The following is an 18,764-nucleotide window of genomic DNA, read 5'->3' as shown; positions in this document are numbered from 1 at the left end:
CACGCGTGTCAACGCGGCCGGGTGAGGGCCCCACGGCAGCCGAGGCCTCGGCTTCCGTGACCGCTGCCGCGCCCTGGCTGGTACGTGTCCGCCGCTAGATCCTTCGACGCTCCGGCTTCGGCGTTCGGGCTGGTGCCGTGCGCTTGCGCCTCTGGATGACAGGCTTCAGCGCAGCAGCTGGGCGGGATCGACGACCTGCACGGGCCCTACGCCCAGCGCCTCCAGCGGCTCCCGCAGCCGCGCGGCGTCGCCGACGACGATGACGGCGGCGCGGTCGGGCATCAGGCGGCGCCGGGCGGCTTCGCGCACCTCCTCGCGGGTGACGGCCACCAGCCGGTCGCGGTACGTCTGGTAGTAGTCGTCGGAAAGGTCGAAGGTGGCGATGGTGCTCAGCTTCCCGGTGATGCCCTCCGTGGTTTCCATCCCCAAGGGAAAGATCCCCGCCAGGTAGCTGCGCGCGTTGTCGATCTCGTCCTCGGGCACCAGCTGCTCCTGGAGCTTGCGCATGTCGAGCAGGATCTCGCTGACGGAGTGCGCGGTGCCCTCGACCTGGATGGCCCCGCCCACGTGAAAGGTGCCCGGCAGCCTGCGCATCCCAAAGCTGGAACTTACGCCGTAGCTGTAGCCCAGCCGCTCGCGCAGGTTCAGGTTCAGACGCGACGCAAAGCTGCCTCCCAGCATGGTGTTCAGCACCGTGATGGCGAAGAAGTCGTCCGTGGTCCGCGGCACGCCCACGTGCCCCACCCGCACCTCGCTCTGTACCGCGCCGGGGCGGTCGGCCAGGATGATGGTGGTTTCCCCCAGCCGGTTGTGCGTCTCCGGCGCGCGCGGAGGCGGCACGGTGCCCGTCCAGCCGCCGAAGTGCCTTTCCGCCAGGCTCACCACCTCGTCCAGCGTCAGGTCGCCGCCCGCGCACAGCCAGGCGCCGCCGGGGCGGAAGTGCGATTCGTGGAACGCCGCCGCGTCCTCCCTCGTGAGCGTTGCGAGGGTTTCGGCCGGGCCGGTCAGCCGGCGCGAGAACGGATGGTCTTCGGGGTAGATGAACTTCGTCACCAGCTCGTCGGCCAGCCCGGAGGGGTCCGCTCGGCGCTGCGCCAGCGAGGCCAGCCGCTCGTCGCGGATGCGCTGCGCCTCGTGCTCGGGGAACGTGGGGCGCATCGCCAGGTCGGCCACCACCTGCATCGCCTCGTCGGCCCGGGCGCGCAGGCCCGTAAAGCCGACGAGGGTGATGTCCCACGAGTTGGTGCTGTCCAGCACCAGCCCCAGCTCGTCTACCCGCTCGGCGATGGCGGCGGCGTCGCGTTCGCCTGCGCCGGACTCCAGCAGGCCCGAGGTGAACGAGCTCAGGCCCGCGCGCTCCTCCGTTTCGGAGAGCCCGCCGGCCGGAATCACCAGGTCGATGGTGACCAGCGGAAAGGCGTGCCTTTCTGCCACCAGCACCTGCAGCCCGTTCGCCAGCGTGGCGCGCTGCACGGCCGGAAAGTGAAAGGGCCGCAGCGGCCCTGGCGCGGGGGGACGGGCGCGGTCCAGGACGGCGGCGGGCGCGGTCACGCGGCCTCCTGGGGAACGTACGTCAGCACCACGCGGCTCTCCCCGGAAAGGTACTCGTTTACGAAGCGGCGCACGTCGGCGGCGGTGACGGCGCGGTAGCGGTCCAGCTCGGTTTCGATCAGCCCCGGGTCGCCGAAGTAGGTTTCCAGCATGGACAGGGCGTCCGCCCGCTCGCTGGTCTTCTGCAGGCCGAGGAGGTGCCGCGCCTCCAGTCCGGTGACGGCCCGTTCCATCTCGCGGTCCGTCGGGCCTTCCCGTCCCAGCGTGCCCAGCTCCTCCAGCAGCGCCTGCTCCACCGGCCCGGGCGGCTGGCCCGGCAGCACGCTGCCGCGCATGACGAACAACGACGCGCCGGTGACCACGGGAAACACCATGGCGGTGATGGCGCTGGCCAGCCGCCGCTCGCGTACGAGAGAGCGGTACAGCCGGGCCGACTTGCCGCCCGCCAGCAGCTCGGAAAGCACGTCGGCGGCGTAGTAGTCGGGGGTGCCGTACGGGGGAATGCGGTATCCCAGGTACACGCGTGCCGCGGCCACGGCCTGCGCCACCGTTTCGCGGATCTCGCGGCCCAGCTGCAGGGGGCTGACGCCGGGCGTGCCGGGGAGCGGCGGGAGCCCGGGGCCCCGGGGGATGGGCCCGAAGTAGCGCTCGATCAGCGACCGCGCCGTGTCGCGGTCGAAGTCGCCGCACAGGGTGAGCACGGCGTTGTCTGGCGCGTAGAAGGTGCGGAAGAAGTCGGCGACGTCGTCCAGGCTGGTCGCGTCCAGGTCTTCCATGCTGCCCATGACCGAGTGGTGGTACGGGTGGTCGGGCGGAAACACCAGCCGCTGCATCCGCTCGTCCCAGTCGCCGTACGGCGCGTTGTCCATGCGCTGGCGGCGCTCGTTCTTCACCACCTCGCGCTGGTTGTCGAACTTTTCCTGGGTGAGCGCGGGGAGGAAGAAGCCCATCCGGTCGCTGTCCAGCCACAGCGCCAGCTCCAGGTGGCTGGCGGGGACCGTGGTGTAGTAGGTGGTGCGGTCCAGCCAGGTGCTGGCGTTGATGGACCCGCCCACGCGCTCCACCATCTGCATGTGCTGCGTGTCGGGAACGTTCTGCGAGCCCTGGAACATCATGTGCTCGAACAGGTGCGCCAGCCCGGTGCGCCCCGGCCGCTCGTTCCGGCTGCCGACGTTGTACCAGAAGTTCACCGTCACCACGGGAAGGGAATGGTCTGCGGAAAGCACTACCCGCAGGCCGTTGCCGAGCGTGTATCGTTCGATGGGGATCTGCATCGGGTAACTACGGGAAAGACGGTAAGAACGGTAAAAACGGCAACTGCGGTGACCGGGGCGGGAGCACGAAGAGCCCATCGCGGCGCATCCCGTGGTGACCGTCCCGACCGTAGTTACCGTGGTTGCCGAAGTTCACAGCGCCTGCAGCAGCGCGAACGGCAGGCTGAAGCTTTCGCGGATCAGGTGCTTGCGCTCCACGCTGCGGCTCTCGGAGATGGGGCTGGTGAGCGTGGGCGAGGTGTATCCGCGGAAGCCCACCAGCCGCGCCAGCAGCTTCAGCCGCAGCATGTGGAAGGGGTCGCTCACCAGCACGGCCGTGTCCATCTTGCGGTTGCCCATCAATTCGGAGACGGACTGCATGGATTCCAGCGTCGTCATCCCCGACTTCTCCACCAGGATGGCGTTGCCGGGAACGCCGCGCCGCATGGCGTAGCGCCGGCCCACCTCGCCCTCGCTGACGGTGTCGCCCGGGGCCTGCCCGCCCGTCATGATCATCCGCGGCGCGATTCCCTTTTCATACAGCGAGATGGCGTGGTCCAGCCGCGCCTGCAGCACGGGCGAGGGGCGGCCGTCGTACTGGGCCGCGCCCAGCACCACGATGGCATCCGCCTTTTGCGCCTCGTTGCGACGCCCATACAGGTGGATGGCGGCCACGGTGAGCGCCCAGCAGGCAACCATGAAGATCGCCAGCTTCACCAGCCCGCGGACGATGCGCACGGGCCACGGGTCGCGCCGGCGCGGGGGGGCCGGCGCGCGGTCCCCCGGCGCGACGGGCGGAGGGGCGTGGGGATCGGAGTGGGTCACGAGGTCAGGTCCGCTGCAGAAGGCGCTCGCGAAGGAGTGTGGGTCCCAGGTCGGCTCGCAGGAACTGCTCCGCTTCGTCGGCGCCGGCCGTCAGCCGGTCCTCCACCTCGGCCAGCAGCTCGCGGTCGGCGCTGTCGGCCGCGCCCTCGGCCCGGGCGAAGGCTTCCCACGCAGGGTCTTCCCACCCCTGCGCGCCCATCGCCAGCGCGGCCAGCAGCTGCACCTCGACGTCTTCGTGGCGCTCCCCGGCCGCCTGGTGAAGCTGCTCGGCGCTCTCCTCGCCGCGTCCCGCGTCCGCCAGCGACAGGCCGAACAGGGCGCGTAACCAGCTGTCGTCGGGCGCGTGCGACAGCGCTTCTTCCAGCGCGTCAAGCCCCTCGCTGGTCTTCCGGGCCAGGAGAAGAGCGATGCCGAGCTCCATGTGGATGGCCGCGTCGTCGGGCGCCAGCCTGCGGGCGGCCTCCAGCTCCACCAGCGCCTCGTCGAACAGCCCCTCGCGAGACAGGTAGGCCCCGTACGCCTGGCGCGCGAAGGGAAAGTCGGGCGCAGTGAGTGCGGCCATGCGCAGCGCCCCCTCACCCGCGGGGTCGTCCAGCGCGGCGACGGCGGTGCCGGCGACGGCCAGGACGAACGGGTCTTCCGGCTGCAGTTCCAGCGTGCGGCGGAACATGTCGTACGCCTCGCCTTCCTCGCCCAGGCGCTGCGCGGCGATCCCCATCCAGCACAGCACGCGGGGATCGTCGGCGTGCGACTCCAGCTCATCGGCCAGAAGCTGGTGAGCCTCGTGCCAGCGATCCTGCTCGCCCAGCGCCTCCACCTCGGCCACCAGCGCCTCGGCCGTTTCGTGCCCCGCCGCTCCAAACCCGTTCTCGCTCATCCGCCGTCCGTCGATGGTTCCCGGCCCGTGTGCGTCCCGCGCGATGCCGGGGCGCCATTGGAATCCTGCCCCCGCCCGCCCCCCGCCGCAAGGGACCGTCTGCCGCGGCGATAGCCATCGCTTCCTGTGCCACCACCCCTGGATGGCCGGGAGCAGACTACGGTCAACTGTCACGACACGAACTCAGGGGCATCTTTCGCACCACGTTTGACGGCGCGCTCCAGCCGCCGTCGTTTCACTGGTTACATTCCATATATGGATCATAATCACCGGACGTTATCGATACATGGAACACTAAGAGCGTATCCGGCGATCCTGTGCAAATCGTCGCTCGCTAGTCGGGACGGGCTACGCACGGCTGACGGCCCGGCGCGCATTCCCGCGCTCCGGGTGCTCGAACGCTTCAGCGAACTCACCGAGTTCAGCGGCATCCATTCCCAATGCCCTTCCATGCTCCCGCCAACTATTCACCGCGCGCTCGACCTCGCCGAGGATCTCTCTCGCGCGGCTTGGACCGACCTGAAAATACGAAGCGGAGTCCAGTAGAGCTTCGATCGTGGCGCCGGGGCCAGTCTCTTCCGTGATCCACGTCTTCAACTCGCGCTGCCGGTCCGGGAACGGGTTCACGTCGAACGCGGGTGCCAAGCGCCACTTGCCGCGGTCTACGTGGAGGAATCCATGGTTGTGCAGGTGATCGTCGACGTTGGTGATCAAGATCGAAAAGGCGATCCGACGCCAGAGTTCTTCCACGTCTGCACGCGGCTCGGCGCCGTACATTCGAAGAGCATCGGCGATCTCCGCATAGGTGTGGTCGCTCGGATCGTCAGGCTCAACCCCCAGCATGGTCGCCGCCGAGACGTACATGATCCGGCCGCCATCCATGCGATCGAAGCGCCGAACCAGCGCTACGGGAACTCCGGCGCTGGTAACCAGCCTCGTGTGTGCGGCGCGGATGCCGGCGCGCTCGGCAAGCTGCATCGCCAGCACCTCTCCTTTAGTGACCGCTCGTTCGTCGTGCACGCTCGGGAACTTGCCGATGGAGAGGTGGCCGGCATCGTCGACTACGGTGCACTTCGGACGCATGCCACCCAACGACGTTCCGCGGCCCCGCAGGTACGCGAGGTCCGCGGCCGACTCCGTGTTCGTCTCTACCGCGCGTGTCGCGGCCAAAAGATCCCGCAACTCCACCAGGGGCGGCACCCCGCGCCCGCCCGGCTCCGGGGCCCGGCGGAAAACGCCCTCTTCATCGCGAAACCTGAGCGCGCCGATCCGGCTGGCATCGTCGACCGCCAGGAGAAAGTCCAGCGACCCCGCAATCGGGGGCACGTCGTTCCCGCCGCGGCGGGCCTGTTCCCGCCTCTTGGCGTGGTCGCGCAAGATGACGCGGCGGGCCCACCCATCTGGTTCGGTGTCCGCGATGGCGGCGTGGAAGACGGAACCCTCCTTCGACTTGCGATGGAACTGCGGACCCGCGACCAGCCGGAGCCCGGGCTCCAGGCTGAAGCGGTCCGCAGCCGCCAGCCACTCGGGATGGTACTCGAACGAGGCACTCTCCCGCGGCCCCTCCTGGTTGTAGCGCAGGAGCCCGATCAGGCGGCCAGAGTCGCCCAGGCACACGTCGATCGTGCGCGTCACAACGCCCGGACCTTCCGGGAAACGCGAACGCGCTTGGGAACGCGCTCGGCGTCGAGCATCAACCCATGCTCGTCGTGCCGTGCGTCGGCGACGTCTTCGAACGGCGATCCCAATCCGAGAACGAACAGTGCCATCGCATACGTGCCGATCGCCACCGTCGCGTCACCCTTCTCCACCCGCAGGTACGTACCCCTCGCCACGCCGATGCGCTCGGCCATCATGGCGATGGTGAGACCGCGCTTGCGCCGCGCGAGTGAGATATCCCGTCCGAGCTTCTCCAGCGAACGCCGCAGACGCGTCGGCATCAGGTCGAACACTCCGGACTTCATAGCCTTGTGTATCGAACGTGATAGGGCCTCTCCGTATCATACATTGTACTTTAGGCTCGGTGCAAGGACAAGCGTGGCATAAACGCGCAAACCCCGGAGCGGGGCTCCGGGGTTTGCGCATGTCCGTGAATGCCTGGGACGGGACTCGAACCCGTAAGGGCGTAGCCCGGCAGATTTTAAGTCTGCTGTGTTTGCCGATTTCACCACCCAGGCGCAGCGAGAACGGTCCGATCGGGACGACTCGCGTGCTTCAACATAATCCCAAGTCCCGCGTTCATCCACCGTTCCGATTCGCCGACCCGAATCCACCCGTTCAGTCTAATGCGTGCCGGACAGCGGATCGCGGGCTCGGGGCTTGGGCGGGAGCGCCTGCTTGGGGTCGCCGCCGATGCCCAGCCAGTCGCCCACGCCGCGCATCGTGCGGCCGAACCAGCCGCCGAAGTCGTCCGGGTGCAGCGGGCATTGCTCCGTCGGCTCGGTGCCGGGAAGGAAGTACTCCGTCGCCACCTGCTCGCCGGGGCATCCGCCGGTCGCCAGGCGGCCCGTTGAGCGGTCGATCTGCACGCTCGTAAGGTCCGAGGGCGGCGTCCACGCGGTGGGCGCGCCGTGCCGCTGGTAATACGACGCCATCACCTTGCCCCACACCGGCGCCGCCAGTCCGCCGCCCGACGCGTTGGCCAGGATGCGCGCGGGACGGTCGAAGCCCAGCCACACGCCCGCCACCACGTCGGGAGTGGCACCCACGAACCACACGTCCGCCGCATCGTTCGTCGTTCCCGTCTTCCCCGCGGCGGCGATGGTGTACGGCAGCCCCGCCGTCCGCACGCCCGATCCCGTGCCCCGGTCCACCACGTCGCGCATCAGCGAGGTGGTCAGGTAGGCCACCCCAGGCGACATCACGTAGCGCTTGGCCGACTTGGCCTCCCACACCACGCGGCCATTGGAATCCACCACCCGCTGGATGAGCCGGGGCTTCACCGCGGCGCCGCCGTTGGCGAACGGGGCATAGGCGGCCACGAGCTCGATGGGGATCACCGAGGCCGCGCCCAGGAAGGTAGACGGATACGGCTTGATCTCCGTCGTGATGCCCATGTCGTGCGCGGCCTGCACCACGCGCGTGGCGCCCACCTTCTGCCCCAGGACCACCGCCGCGCGGTTGGACGAGGTGCGCAGCGCCCCGCGCATGTCCATCGTGAGCGAGTCGGAGATGTGGTCGGCGGGATAGTAGCCGCCCGTGGAATCCGTGGCACCCGGACCCACCAGCGGCTCGGTGATGGGAATGCCCTTCGCCAGCGCCGCGGAGTACACAATGGGCTTGAAGGCCGAACCCGCCTGCCGGCGCGCCTGCGTGGCGCGGTCGAACTGGCTGAGCGCGTAGTCGCGGCCGCCCACCAGGGCCAGCACGTTGCCGTTATCGGGGTCCATCGCCACGAACATCCCCTGCAGGCACGCGCCGGGGTTGGCCGGCTTGCCCCCGCCGCAGGATGCACCGCGGAAGCGGCCGTGGGCTCCGCGCTCCACCGCGCGGATCTGCGCGACAAGCGCCTGCTCGGCGGCGGACTGCAGGGCCGGGTCGAGCGAGGTGTACACGCGGTAGCCCGCCTGGTCGGCGTCGGTGCCGAAGCGCTCGCGAAGCTCGCGGCGCACCGCGGCGACGAAGTACGGCGCACGACCGCGGGCCTCGGGCGGCGGGGCCAGGCCCAGCGGCTCGGCGATGGCGGCCTGCGCCTCTTCGCGCGAGATCACGCCGGATGATGCCATCATCCCCAGCACCAGGTCGCGGCGGCTGCGCACCGCGTCGGGGTTGCGGCGGGGATCGTAGAACGACGGGTTGCGCGGGATGGCGGCCAACATGGCGGCCTGGGCGTTGGTCAGCTTCGTCGCCGACTTGCCGAAGTACCCCTGCGACGCCGCTTCCACCCCATAGAGACCGGCGCTCAGGTAGATCTGGCTCAGGTACATCTCCAGGATCTCGTCCTTGGAGAACTCGCCCTCGATCTTCCGCGCCAAAGTGATCTCCCACAGCTTGCGCCGCAGCGTCTTTTCGCGCTTCAGGTGCTGGGGAAAGACGTTCCGCGCCAGCTGCATGGTGACGGTGCTGAAGCCCTGGCTCCAGCTGAGCGAGCGGACGTTACGGGCCATGGCGCCGAACGCACGGCGCCAGTCCACGCCCTTGTGGCGATAGAAACGCTTGTCTTCCACGGCCAGGAAGGCGCCCGACACGTGGGCGGGAATGCGCTCCAGCGGCACCACGATGCGGCGCTCGGGGGCAAGATGGGCCACCAGCTGGCCACGGCCGTCGTACACACGCGTGGCCTGCGGGGGCGCGTAGTCACGCAGCGCCACGACCGATGGGCAGTCCGCGCCCGAGCAGCGGGGCCACAGCCACGCCAGCGCGCCCACGCCCGCCGCCGCGCCGACGGCCAGCACGACCAGCAGGACGCGAACGGTGGTGCGCAGCCGTGAGCGTCCGCCGCGGGTGGCGGCACGGGGCCGGGTGGTCTTGCGTGCCATCTGGCTCGGGGAAAACGGGATGGAGAGTCTGCCAGGAGGTCCAGCTGTGTACCGGCGCGGGACGGGTGGTGTTCCGAGTCCGCCGCTGCTCCGGTTTCCGTCGACGGGTGGAGACTCAGCCGCGCAGCAGCCGCCCGCCGTCGACGACCAGCGTTTCGCCGGTAACGAAGTCCGCCTCCACAAGATACAACAATGCGCGCACCACGTCTTGCGGCGATCCGTTGCGCTGCAGCGGCGCGCGCCGCGCCAGCTCCGCGATCTCTGCCTCGGTGAGGTGTTCCGGCGGCAGCACGGTGCCGGGCGCAATGGCGTTTACGCGAACGTCGGGCGCAAGGTTTCGCGCGGCTACCTTCGTCAGGTGAATGAGCCCCGCTTTCGACACCGCGTGGGCGGCGTAGGCGGCCCACGCCTGCATCCCCGCGAGGTCCGCGAGGTTGATGACGGTGCCCTTCCGTTCGCGAAGGGTGGGCGCGAGGTGCCGGATGAGGAAGAAGGGCGCCTTCAGGTTGACGGCGAGCGTGTGGTCCCAGAGCTCTTCGCTGGTCTGCTCCAGACGCTCGGACGGGAACACGGATGCGTTGTTGACGAGCAGGTCGATGCCGCCGAACGCATCAACGGCCTCGCTTGCCAGCCGCCGCACCTCCGCATCGTTCGACAGGTCCGCTCCGATGATGGCCGCCTCCCCACCGCCCGCCACGATCTCGTCGCGCAGCTTCTCCGCGGGCCGCGCGGACGAGTTGTAATGGATGACGAGCCGGTATCCGCGCCCGGCGAGCGCGGAAGAGATTTCGCGGCCGATGCGGACTGCGCCGCCGGTGACGAGTGCGGTTTTCATGCGGGAAGGTTACACGCGCAGAGGCGGCGGCGGCAACGGCGGGTGCTCACCCGGCTGTCTCCTGAGGCCCAGGCGCACCACACTGGCCCGCACATCATCCCTCGCCGCTGCCGAGGTCCCACCCGTAAGCTTGGCCCCGGCCCATTCCGCGGCCGCCCCCCATCCCCAGCCCTTCCCCCGCAAACAGCCGCGGGGGAAGGGAGCCAGTGTAGTGCGCGTCCGTTGTGCCGATGTGTGGGCAAGGACCGCTTGCATGGCTTGATGCGCTTCGGGAGGTCCGGCGCGTGCCCCGGCTGCCCTCTCCCCCCGGCCCCCTCTCCCGCAAGCGGGAGAGGGGGAGAACTGCACCAGGCTCCGGGCGCGCCACAGGTTGCAACTCACATCCCAGCAGGCCAGTCTGCGAAGGCAGACTTCGTGTGGTCGTTGCAGCGAATTCATTCGCCCGTGCAGGCGGGCACTCACTTCCCATGCTGCCTCCGGGAACAAGACTCCTGACTCTGCGTCGTCCCGCTGGCAGCCTGCGATGCGTTTCCGTTATATTCGTCGACAGCAATCGCCATGGGAAACACACAGGAGCTGCGCGTGGAAGGCAACGTCGAGACGCTGGTGATCATCGGGTCGGGGCCCGCGGCATGGACCGCCGCCATCTACGCCGCCCGCGCCAACCTGGCCCCCCTGGTGGTCGAGGGCGAAATCTCGCGCGACATGATCCCCGGGGGCCAGCTGATGTTCACCGGCGACGTGGAGAACTTTCCCGGCTTTCCGGAGGGCGTCAGCGGGCAGGAGCTCCCCACGCGCATGAAGGAGCAGGCCGAGCGCTTCGGCACGCGCTCGCTGATGGAGAACATCGACTCGGTGGATTTCTCCACCTATCCCTTCGTGCTGCGCCCCACGTACAGCGACGAGATCCGCGCCCGCGCCGTGATCGTGGCTACCGGCGCACGCGCCAACTGGCTGGGGCTGGACAACGAGATCCGCCTGGCGCAAACCGGTGGCGGCGTGTCGGCCTGCGCGGTGTGCGATGGCGCCCTGCCCGCGTTCCGGGGCAAGCGGCTGGCCGTGGTGGGCGGCGGCGACACGGCGATGGAAGAAGCCACCTACCTCACCAAGTACGCCGGCGAGGTGGTGATCGTGCACCGCCGCGACGCCTTCCGGGCCTCCAAGATCATGGCCGAGCGGGTGCTCGCCAATCCCAAGATCCGCGTGGAGTGGAACAGCCGCGTGGCCGCGGTGGTGGGCGACGACTTCGTCACCGCGCTTCGGCTGGAGGACTCCGTCACCGGCGAGCAGCGCGAGCTGGAGGTGGGCGGGCTCTTCGTCGCCATCGGCCACACGCCCAACACCGCGTTCCTCAAGGGGCAGATCGACCTCACGGAGCACGGCTACGTGAAGTGCCCGGTGCCGTGGCGCACCTCCACAACCGTGGAAGGCGTGTTCGCCGCGGGCGACGTGATGGACGACTACTACCGCCAGGCGATCACGGCCGCGGGAACGGGGTGCATGGCGGCGCTCGAAGCGGAGCGCTGGCTGGCGCACCACGAGCACATCGGCGCTGTCCCCATGCTGGAAACCGGCGAATCGTCCATCGCCGTCGCCGAGGAGATGGTCCACGCCGAGTAGGCGTTGATCCTCAGAAATACCGGAAAAGGCCGCGTCACCCAGAACGCGGCCTTTTCGCATACCAACAACTTACGTGTCCCCACCTGACCAGGCCCACGAACGTTTGCTTGACCCCAGGATCAGCCGAGTGTACGGTTTGGCCCTCGGCGCTTCGGTCCGTGCGCCGTTTCTTGAGGAACGCGGGAGTAGAACCACGATGAAGTACAAAGGCTACACGGCTAAAGTCGAGTTCGTCGCCGAAGCGGGGCTTCTACACGGCGAAGTCGAGGACATCTCGGATGTGGTGACCTTTCAGGCCGATTCCGTCGCTGAACTCGAGGCCGAGTTCCACACGGCTGTCGAGGACTATCTGGAGTTTTGCAAGGAGGAAGGCCGAGAGCCGAACCGGCCGTTCTCGGGCAAACTCGTGCTCCGCATGAACCCCGACTTACACCGTGCGGCTACGCGGAGAGCAAGAAGCGAGAAGCAGAGCCTCAACGCATTCATCAGTTCGGCCGTGGAAGCAGCGGTTCAACAAGGCTCTGCGTGACGGATCTTCACGGCCAAATCGCCTCGTTGCCGTAAGCACGAACCGGGGCTCAGCCCCGCGCACCTCCCACATCAGCGTGGAAGGCTGCGCCCACGCGGGTGTCCTCCGAACCAACGTGCCTGGAGCGCCGAGAGCCGCACCGGCAACGGTGCAGCTCAAGGGGCGAGAAGCGGGCGAAAATCGAGCAGGTACGTCTGGTACGCGTTCAGTGTGCAGCGTTCAGAGCGTGATCGTGCGATCCTTCCTCCGGATTTCCGCGGCCAGCTGCGGATCGTAGTACCGCGCGACGATCACGCCCCTGCAGTCTCGCGCGACCGATAACCCGTCCGACACGTACTCCCAGCGGGTTGCGCCGCCACCCGGCTCGCTGCCGGGATCTGCCGGGGCAGAAGGAGCGGCAGCGTTCGCCTCTGCGTCCATGGACGCCAACCGGATCACCGACCCGTCGGGCGCGAAAGTGAGGCTCTTGGGGTCACATGCCGATACGACGCAGCCGGTGCCGCCAGTATCACACCGGGCACCGCTTCCGTTGGAGTTGCACCCGCATGCCCCGCCCATGCAGGTACATCCGTACACGCATTGTGCTTCGAGCGACGAAGGGGCCACTGCGGCTGAGACCGCGGCGACGCACACCGCCATCGCCAGGGAGGTAATCAATCTTTTCATGCGGACCTCGTGAAAGTGGGGGTTCAGATCTCCGGCCCTACGCTCACCGCGCCACACGCCGCTCGTACACCAGCACCTCCGGGTATTCAAGATTTCGCACCGCGATGAGCTGAGTTCCCACCGCGTCCGTAACGTTGATGGGTGCGCCCGGCGAGGTACGCCGCAACAGCCTGCAATCCTGCGTGACGAGATCCAGGACGGTTCGCTCGCCCGCGGGGTCCAGCACCTGGTTCAGGAACATCCCGTTCCCAAGCCCCACCACATTGTTCGAATGGACGAAATCGCGCCACTTGAGCTGGTTTTGAGCGGCGCTCGTTTGGACAACCGCTTCAGGCCGGGTGGTCCACGCCCGTTGGCCCGCGCACCGGGTGAGGAGCCGCCCGTCCAGGTCGAAGAACCACAATTCATAGGGGCTCTTCGTGGAATACACGATGGTCGAGCCGGCGATGTCCACGCTGCCGCCGAGCAGACTGGACTCGAAGCCCGATAGGCCCGCCGGATTGGGCCGGGGTCCAAACGAGCGCTGACGCTGCCCTGTCCGGCTCAGGATGTGGAGGGTGCCTGGCTCGTTCCTGCCATACGCAGCAACAAGGAGCCGGCCGTCGGGGAAGAAGCGGAGCGAACTGACGCTCCACTGTGGCGGCACCGCGAAGCTCCGCCTGAATCGCAGGTCGGGGCTGAACACGCTCATCCGGCTGAGGCCCATGTCCCAGACGAAGATGCTGTCGCGCGCATCGGTGGCCACGAGCCAGGGGCTTTCGAACTCGCCCGGCCCGCGCCCCCGCCGGCCCAGGGAACCGACGAACCTGCCGTCGCGGCCGAACACCGCGACCCGGTGATTGAGATCGTCCGCGACCAACAGCCGGCCCGACCTGTCCAGCGTGGCGTCCATCACCCGGCCGAAGGCGTCCGGCCCATCCATGCTGCCGACCCGCCTCGTTTCCGTGAGCACGAGCCGGGGCCCGGTCCCGCGCACCTCGGTCATCGGCGTGGAGGGCTGAGCCCGCGCGGGTGCCGTCCAGATGGCAGCCGCCGCGATGGCCAGCAACACGATGGCTTTCATTTGCCTCTCCCGTCATGAATGTCGGAATCGGTGCGCCCGAGCACTATAAATCGAGCCCAAAGGAAAGGCAACAGTCCCGTTGGGAGCGGAACGGTGGAATTATTGGCAAGGGGCCCAAGCGCGTGCGGCCCTCGCCCGGTCGCCTCTACGCGCGCGCCATGGGCTGTTCCTGCTCCACGTGGTCGTAGTCGAACCGCTCCTGCGTGGCGGAGGGGGCGACGGTGATAATGACGAACTTGGAGGTGGGTGTGTTGCTGCGTTCCGCCACGGAGTTGATGGGGACGAGCACGTTCGCCTCGGGATAGTACGTGGCGGCGCAGCGGCGCGGAATGGGGTACGACAGCACGATGAAGCGCCGGGCGACCCTCGTCTCGCCCTCGTAGTGGCTGGTCAGGTCCACCACCTGCCCCGGCTGCAGCCCCTGCTCGGCGATGTCCTGCGCATTCATCATCAACACGCGGCGCTCGTTGTGGATGCCCCGGTAGCGGTCGTTCAGCCCGAACACCGTGGTGTTGAACTGGTCGTGGCTGCGCATGGACATCATGATCAGCTGCCCCGGCTCCAGTTGCACCCGGTGGATGGGGTGCACGGTGAAGTTGGCCTTGCCCGTCGTGGTGGTGAACTGGCGCTTGTCGCGCGCCAGGTTGGGGAGGTAGAAGCCGCCAGGTTCGCGCACGCGCCGATTGTAGTCGTCGAACCCGGGAATCACCCGCTGGATGCGCTCGCGGATCAGGTCGTAGTCCGCCGCCATCGCGTCCCAGTCCACCGTGCTGCGCGCCCCCAGCGTGGCCTTCGCCAGGCGGCAGACGATGGACACCTCGCTGACCAGGTGCTCTGAAGCCGGCGCCAGCATGCCGCGCGAGGAGTGGACGATCCCCATCGAGTTCTCCATCGACACGATCTGCACCCCCGACGCCTGCACGTCGCGCTCGGCGCGGCCAAGCGTGGGGAGGATGAGCGCGGTGCGCCCCGTGACCAGATGCCCGCGGTTGAGCTTGATGGAAACCTGCGCCGTCAGGCGGCAGCGGCGCATGGCCTCCGCCGCGTACTCCGTGTCGGGACCGGCGGAGAGGAAGTTGCCGCCCATCCCCAGGAACACCTTCACCTTGCCGGCGTGCATGGCCTTGAGCGTTTCCACCGTGTCGTAGCCGTGGTGGCGCGGGGGATCGAAGCCGAACTCCTCGCCGATGCGCTCCAGGAACTTTTCCGGCATCCGCTCCCAGATGCCTACCGTGCGATCGCCCTGCACGTTGCTGTGGCCGCGCACCGGCAGCGCCCCCGCCCCGGGCTTGCCGATGCTCCCCTTCAGCAGCAGCAGGTTCACGATCTCCTGGATGGCGGCCACGGCCTGCGGCTGCTGGGTGAGCCCCATGGCCCAGGCGACGATCACCGTGCGGCTTTGCATCACCATCTGCGCGACGCGGTTGATCTCCTCGCGCGTGACGCCGCTCTGCTCGATGATCACCCGCCAGCTTTCGTGCCCCAGGTCTTCGATGAAGGCGTCGTAGCCGTGCGTGTGCTGGCGGATGAAGGCGTGATCGAACACGGTGCCGGGCGACCGGCGCTCCTCCTCGAGCATCTCCTTGACCACACCCTTGAGCAGCGCCACGTCGCCAGCGATGCGCACGGGAACGAAGAGGTCGGCCAGCGGGGTGCCGGCGCCCGTCAGCACGCTCATCGCCCGCAGCGGGTTCTTCAGCTCCTGCGGGTTGTTGAAGTGGTTGAGCCCCGTTTCCGGCAGGGGATTGATGGCGATGATCCTCCCGCCGTTGCGCTTCAGCTCCTGCATTGCGGACAGCATGCGCGGGTGGCAGCTGCCCGGGTTGTGGCCGATGTCGATCAACAGGTGGGTGTGCATCACGTCGTCCAGCGTCACCGTGCCCTTGCCGATGCCGATGGCGTCGGTGAGCGCCGCGCCGCTGGACTCGTGGCACATGTTGCTGCAGTCCGGCAGGTTGTTGGTGCCGAACTGCCGGACGAACAGCTGGTACAGGAACGCCGCCTCGTTGCTGGTGCGGCCGGAGGTGTAGAACGCGGCCTCGTCGGGCGAGTCCAGCCCGTTCAACTCGCTGGCAAGCAGCTGGAACGCCTCGTCCCAGGCGATCGGCTGGTAGTGCGTGGCGCCGTCGCGCAGCACCATGGGTTGGGCGATGCGCCCCTGTTTGGCCAGCCAGAAGTCAGACCTGCGCGACAGCTCCGCCACGCTATTCTGCGCGAAGAACTCCGGCCGAATCAGGGTGCGCGTATTCTCTTCGGCCGTGACCTTCGCGCCGTTCTCGCAGTACTCCGCGAAGCCCGAGCGCTCGCCGGGCGCGGGATCGGGCCAGGCGCAGCTCTGGCAGTCAAGCCCGCCCGGCTGGTTGAGGTTCAGCAGCATGCGCGTGCCGTTCACCGCGCCCATCTCGCCGACGGCGTACTGCATGGCCACCTGCACGGCCTTGAGCCCCGCGGCCGTGCGCTTCACCTTCCCCAGCTTGAGCCCGGTGAACTCCTCGGGCGTGTGGGCGTGCACGTCGCCGTGAGAGGCCTCGTCGGCGGAGGTGGCAGGGTGCTTCCCCTCATCCACCAGCTCCTGGCGCACGCCCTCCTCGCTCGCCAGATCGATCTTGGCGGCTTCCCAGGCGTCGGGCTGGGGCTTGTCGCGGTCGTCGCCGCGGATGGCGCCCTGCTCCGGCTCCACGGACCCGCGGATCTCCAGGTCCAGCCGTTCCTGTGGATCGATGTTGCCGCCGTCGGTCATGGCCGTTCTCTTTGGATGGTTGCGGGCGGGGCGGGGCAAAATCCATACTCCACCGCGCGCGGTTCTTGCGCAGGCCCGCGGCGGCGAAACCTGCCTCAACACTCGCTCGACGATCGCTTCGACATGACGGATGCGCCGCCCGCCGGCTCCCCCCAGCCCCTGCCCGACCCGCAGCCCCGGTCCGAAGTGGACGCGGTGGTCCAGGCGCCGGAGCGCCTGGCGGCCGTCGACGCCACCGGGCTGCTGGACTCGCCCCCGGAGCCCGCGTTCGACGCGCTGACCCAGCTGGCCGCGCGCCTCCTGCGCGTTCCAGCCGCGTTCATGGCACTGGTGGACGAGGACCGCGACTTCTACAAGGCCGCGTGCGGGTTCGGCGAGCCGCTGGGGACGGAGCGCGAGATGCACGGCCGCACCTTCTGCCACTACACGGTGGCGGACGCCCCCGGGCCGCTGGTGATCCCCGACACGCACGAGCACCCGGCCTACCGGGAGGTGCCTACCGTGGATGCGCTGGGCGTTCGCGCCTACCTGGGCGTTCCCATCTTCTTCGAAGGCCAGCCCATCGGCTCGTTGTGCGCCATCGACCACCACCCCCGCGCGTGGAGCGAGGACGACGTGGAGGTGCTCACGCAGCTGGGCGCTTCGGCGCAGCGCGAGATCGAGCTGCGGCTGGCGCTGGAAACCTCGCGCCGCGCGGCCCGGGAGCTGGAGCGTGTCCATCGCGAGCACCAGGAGCTGCTGGACGCCACCACGGACGGCGTCTACACGGTGGACCGCGACGGGGTCATCCTGTTCGCCAACCGCGCCGCGGCCCAGCTGCTGGGCTTTGCGCCGGAAGAGATGGTGGGGCGCAACGCGCACGAGCTCTTCCATCATTCCTATCCCGACGGCACCCCGTACCCCCACGACGCGTGCCCCATCTCGCGCGCCGCGCGCTCCGGAATGCCCGTCCATGTATCGGGCGAGGTGCTGTGGCGCAAGGACGGGACGCCGCTGGCAGTGGCGTACGCGTCGTCGCCGGTGCACCGCGACGGGCAGACGGTGGGCGCCGTGGTGCGCTTTACCGACATCGCCGAGCAGAAGCGCGCCACCGAGGGGCTTCAGCTGCTGGCCGAGTCCGGCCGCCTGCTCTCGGCCTCGCTGGACGAGGACGAGACGCTGCAGGCCATTGGCCGGATGGCGGTGCCGCAGCTGGCCGAGATGGTGGTGGTAGACCTGATCGAGGGCCCCGCCATGCGGCGCGCGGCCTGGTCGCACGCCAGCGAGGGGGCGTCGGTGCTGCTCGAGCGCGCGCGCCACTTTCCGCCGGCGCTGGACGACGACGGCCCGCAGGCACAGGTGATCGCCTCGGGCGAGGCCTTGCTGGTGCGCGAGGTGGACGACGAGTGGATCGTGCGCGCCAGCCGCGCGCCGGAGCACGCCGAGATCATGCGCGAGCTGGTGCTGCGTTCCCTGATCGTGGCGCCGCTCCGCTCGCGCGAGGCCATGCTGGGCACGGTGACGTTCGTCCGCTGCGCCTCGCGCCCGCCGTTCGAGGAGGCCGACGTGTCGGTGGCGGACGAGCTGGCCCGCCGCGGCGCCATGGCGCTGGAAAACGCCCGCCTGTACGACGCGGCCCGGCGCGCCACCCGCGCCCGCGACGACATGCTGGGCGTGGTTTCACACGACCTGCGCAACCCCATCCACTCGGTGTTCATGAGCTCGTCGTTCCTGCTGGACGTGATCCCGGCGGAAGGGCGCGACATGGAACGGAAGCAGCTGGCCATCATCCGCCGCGCCGCCGAGCGCGCCAACCGGCTGATCCAGGACCTGCTGGACATCACCCACATCGAGAGCGGCCGCCTTTCGCTGCACCGCGAGCCCCACAAGGCCGCGTCCATCGCGGGCGAGGCGGTGGAGCTGTCCGGCATCGTGGCCGCGGATCAGAAGATCTCGCTGGTTCGCGGCGAGATGGACGCCGAGGCGCGGGTGAACGCCGACCGCGACCGCGTGCTGCAGGCGCTGGGAAACCTCATCGGCAACGCGCTGAAGTTCACTCCCGCAGGGGGCAGCGTGACGGTGTCGGTGGATTCGGAGGGCGACGAGGTGCGGTTCTCCGTCGCCGACACGGGTACGGGGATCGCGCCGGAGCAGGTGGAGCGCCTGTTCGACCGCTATTGGCAGGCCAACACCGCCGACCGGCGCGGCGTGGGGCTGGGCCTCTCCATCGTCAAAGGCATCGCCGACGCGCACGGCGGGCGGGTGGAGGTGATGAGCGAGCTGGGCCGGGGCACCACGTTCACCCTGGCGCTCCCCGCCGCCTGAGGCCGACTGCCGCACTTGCGCGG

14 protein-coding genes and 1 tRNA gene are annotated in these 18,764 nt (G+C 69.0%); 3 read left to right on the top strand and 12 right to left on the bottom strand.

The window, feature by feature from the left end; genetic code table 11:
* Positions 1-165 precede the first annotated feature (165 nt).
* The 9 genes from VF632_RS02520 to VF632_RS02480 form a co-directional block, all read right to left on the bottom strand.
* The gene (locus VF632_RS02520) at positions 166-1,551 is read right to left on the bottom strand and encodes a pitrilysin family protein (RefSeq protein WP_331021265.1); all 1,386 of its coding nucleotides are present in this window, start codon (positions 1,549-1,551) and stop codon (positions 166-168) included.
* Positions 1,548-2,825 carry a pitrilysin family protein gene (locus tag VF632_RS02515; RefSeq protein ID WP_331021264.1) on the bottom strand — a complete coding sequence of 426 codons (1,278 nt, stop codon included), beginning with the start codon at positions 2,823-2,825 and terminating at the stop codon, positions 1,548-1,550. The genes VF632_RS02520 and VF632_RS02515 overlap by 4 nt, the downstream gene beginning before the upstream one ends.
* 132 nt (positions 2,826-2,957) lie before the next feature.
* Positions 2,958-3,629 (bottom strand): YdcF family protein, encoded by a 672-nt coding sequence (locus VF632_RS02510; RefSeq protein ID WP_331021263.1) that lies wholly within the window; start codon positions 3,627-3,629, stop codon positions 2,958-2,960.
* Positions 3,630-3,633: 4 nt separating this feature from the next.
* Complete coding sequence (locus VF632_RS02505; RefSeq protein ID WP_331021262.1) at positions 3,634-4,506, bottom strand: hypothetical protein; 873 nt, start codon at positions 4,504-4,506, stop codon at positions 3,634-3,636.
* A gap of 348 nt (positions 4,507-4,854) precedes the next feature.
* Complete coding sequence (locus tag VF632_RS02500; RefSeq protein WP_331021261.1) at positions 4,855-6,141, bottom strand: type II toxin-antitoxin system HipA family toxin; 1,287 nt, start codon at positions 6,139-6,141, stop codon at positions 4,855-4,857.
* Positions 6,138-6,458, bottom strand: a complete 321-nt coding sequence (locus VF632_RS02495; protein ID WP_331021260.1) for a helix-turn-helix transcriptional regulator — start codon at positions 6,456-6,458, stop codon at positions 6,138-6,140. The genes VF632_RS02500 and VF632_RS02495 overlap by 4 nt, the downstream gene beginning before the upstream one ends.
* A gap of 142 nt (positions 6,459-6,600) precedes the next feature.
* Positions 6,601-6,683, bottom strand: a tRNA-Leu gene (locus VF632_RS02490).
* A 105-nt stretch (positions 6,684-6,788) separates the two neighbouring features.
* Positions 6,789-8,984 (bottom strand): PBP1A family penicillin-binding protein, encoded by a 2,196-nt coding sequence (locus tag VF632_RS02485; RefSeq protein ID WP_331021259.1) that lies wholly within the window; start codon positions 8,982-8,984, stop codon positions 6,789-6,791.
* A gap of 115 nt (positions 8,985-9,099) precedes the next feature.
* The gene (locus VF632_RS02480; RefSeq protein WP_331021258.1) at positions 9,100-9,819 is read right to left on the bottom strand and encodes an SDR family oxidoreductase; all 720 of its coding nucleotides are present in this window, start codon (positions 9,817-9,819) and stop codon (positions 9,100-9,102) included.
* A 558-nt stretch (positions 9,820-10,377) separates the two neighbouring features.
* On the opposite strand from VF632_RS02480, the gene trxB reads away from it, so the two are divergent.
* Both trxB and VF632_RS02470 read left to right on the top strand, forming a co-directional pair.
* The gene (gene trxB, locus VF632_RS02475; RefSeq protein ID WP_331021257.1) at positions 10,378-11,439 is read left to right on the top strand and encodes a thioredoxin-disulfide reductase; all 1,062 of its coding nucleotides are present in this window, start codon (positions 10,378-10,380) and stop codon (positions 11,437-11,439) included.
* Positions 11,440-11,635: 196 nt separating this feature from the next.
* Positions 11,636-11,968, top strand: a complete 333-nt coding sequence (locus VF632_RS02470; RefSeq protein ID WP_331021256.1) for a type II toxin-antitoxin system HicB family antitoxin — start codon at positions 11,636-11,638, stop codon at positions 11,966-11,968.
* A gap of 219 nt (positions 11,969-12,187) precedes the next feature.
* Here VF632_RS02470 and VF632_RS02465 read toward each other — a convergent pair whose 3' ends face one another.
* From VF632_RS02465 to VF632_RS02455, 3 genes are all read right to left on the bottom strand, one after another.
* Positions 12,188-12,634, bottom strand: coding sequence for a hypothetical protein (locus VF632_RS02465; RefSeq protein WP_331021255.1), 447 nt, complete (start codon positions 12,632-12,634; stop codon positions 12,188-12,190).
* Positions 12,635-12,677: 43 nt separating this feature from the next.
* Positions 12,678-13,697 (bottom strand): 6-bladed beta-propeller, encoded by a 1,020-nt coding sequence (locus VF632_RS02460; protein ID WP_331021254.1) that lies wholly within the window; start codon positions 13,695-13,697, stop codon positions 12,678-12,680.
* A 145-nt stretch (positions 13,698-13,842) separates the two neighbouring features.
* Positions 13,843-16,263 (bottom strand): FdhF/YdeP family oxidoreductase, encoded by a 2,421-nt coding sequence (locus tag VF632_RS02455; protein ID WP_414682877.1) that lies wholly within the window; start codon positions 16,261-16,263, stop codon positions 13,843-13,845.
* Between the two features lie 297 nt (positions 16,264-16,560).
* Here VF632_RS02455 and VF632_RS02450 point away from each other — a divergent pair, with 297 nt between their 5' ends.
* On the top strand, positions 16,561-18,741 hold the full coding sequence (locus VF632_RS02450) for a GAF domain-containing protein (RefSeq protein WP_331021252.1): 2,181 nt from the start codon (positions 16,561-16,563) through the stop codon (positions 18,739-18,741).
* Positions 18,742-18,764 lie beyond the last annotated feature (23 nt).

Source organism: Longimicrobium sp., from assembly GCF_036388275.1.
Lineage (GTDB): Bacteria > Gemmatimonadota > Gemmatimonadetes > Longimicrobiales > Longimicrobiaceae > Longimicrobium.
Note: the sequence above shows the minus strand (reverse complement) of the source record. Positions and strands in the feature narration are given on the sequence as shown.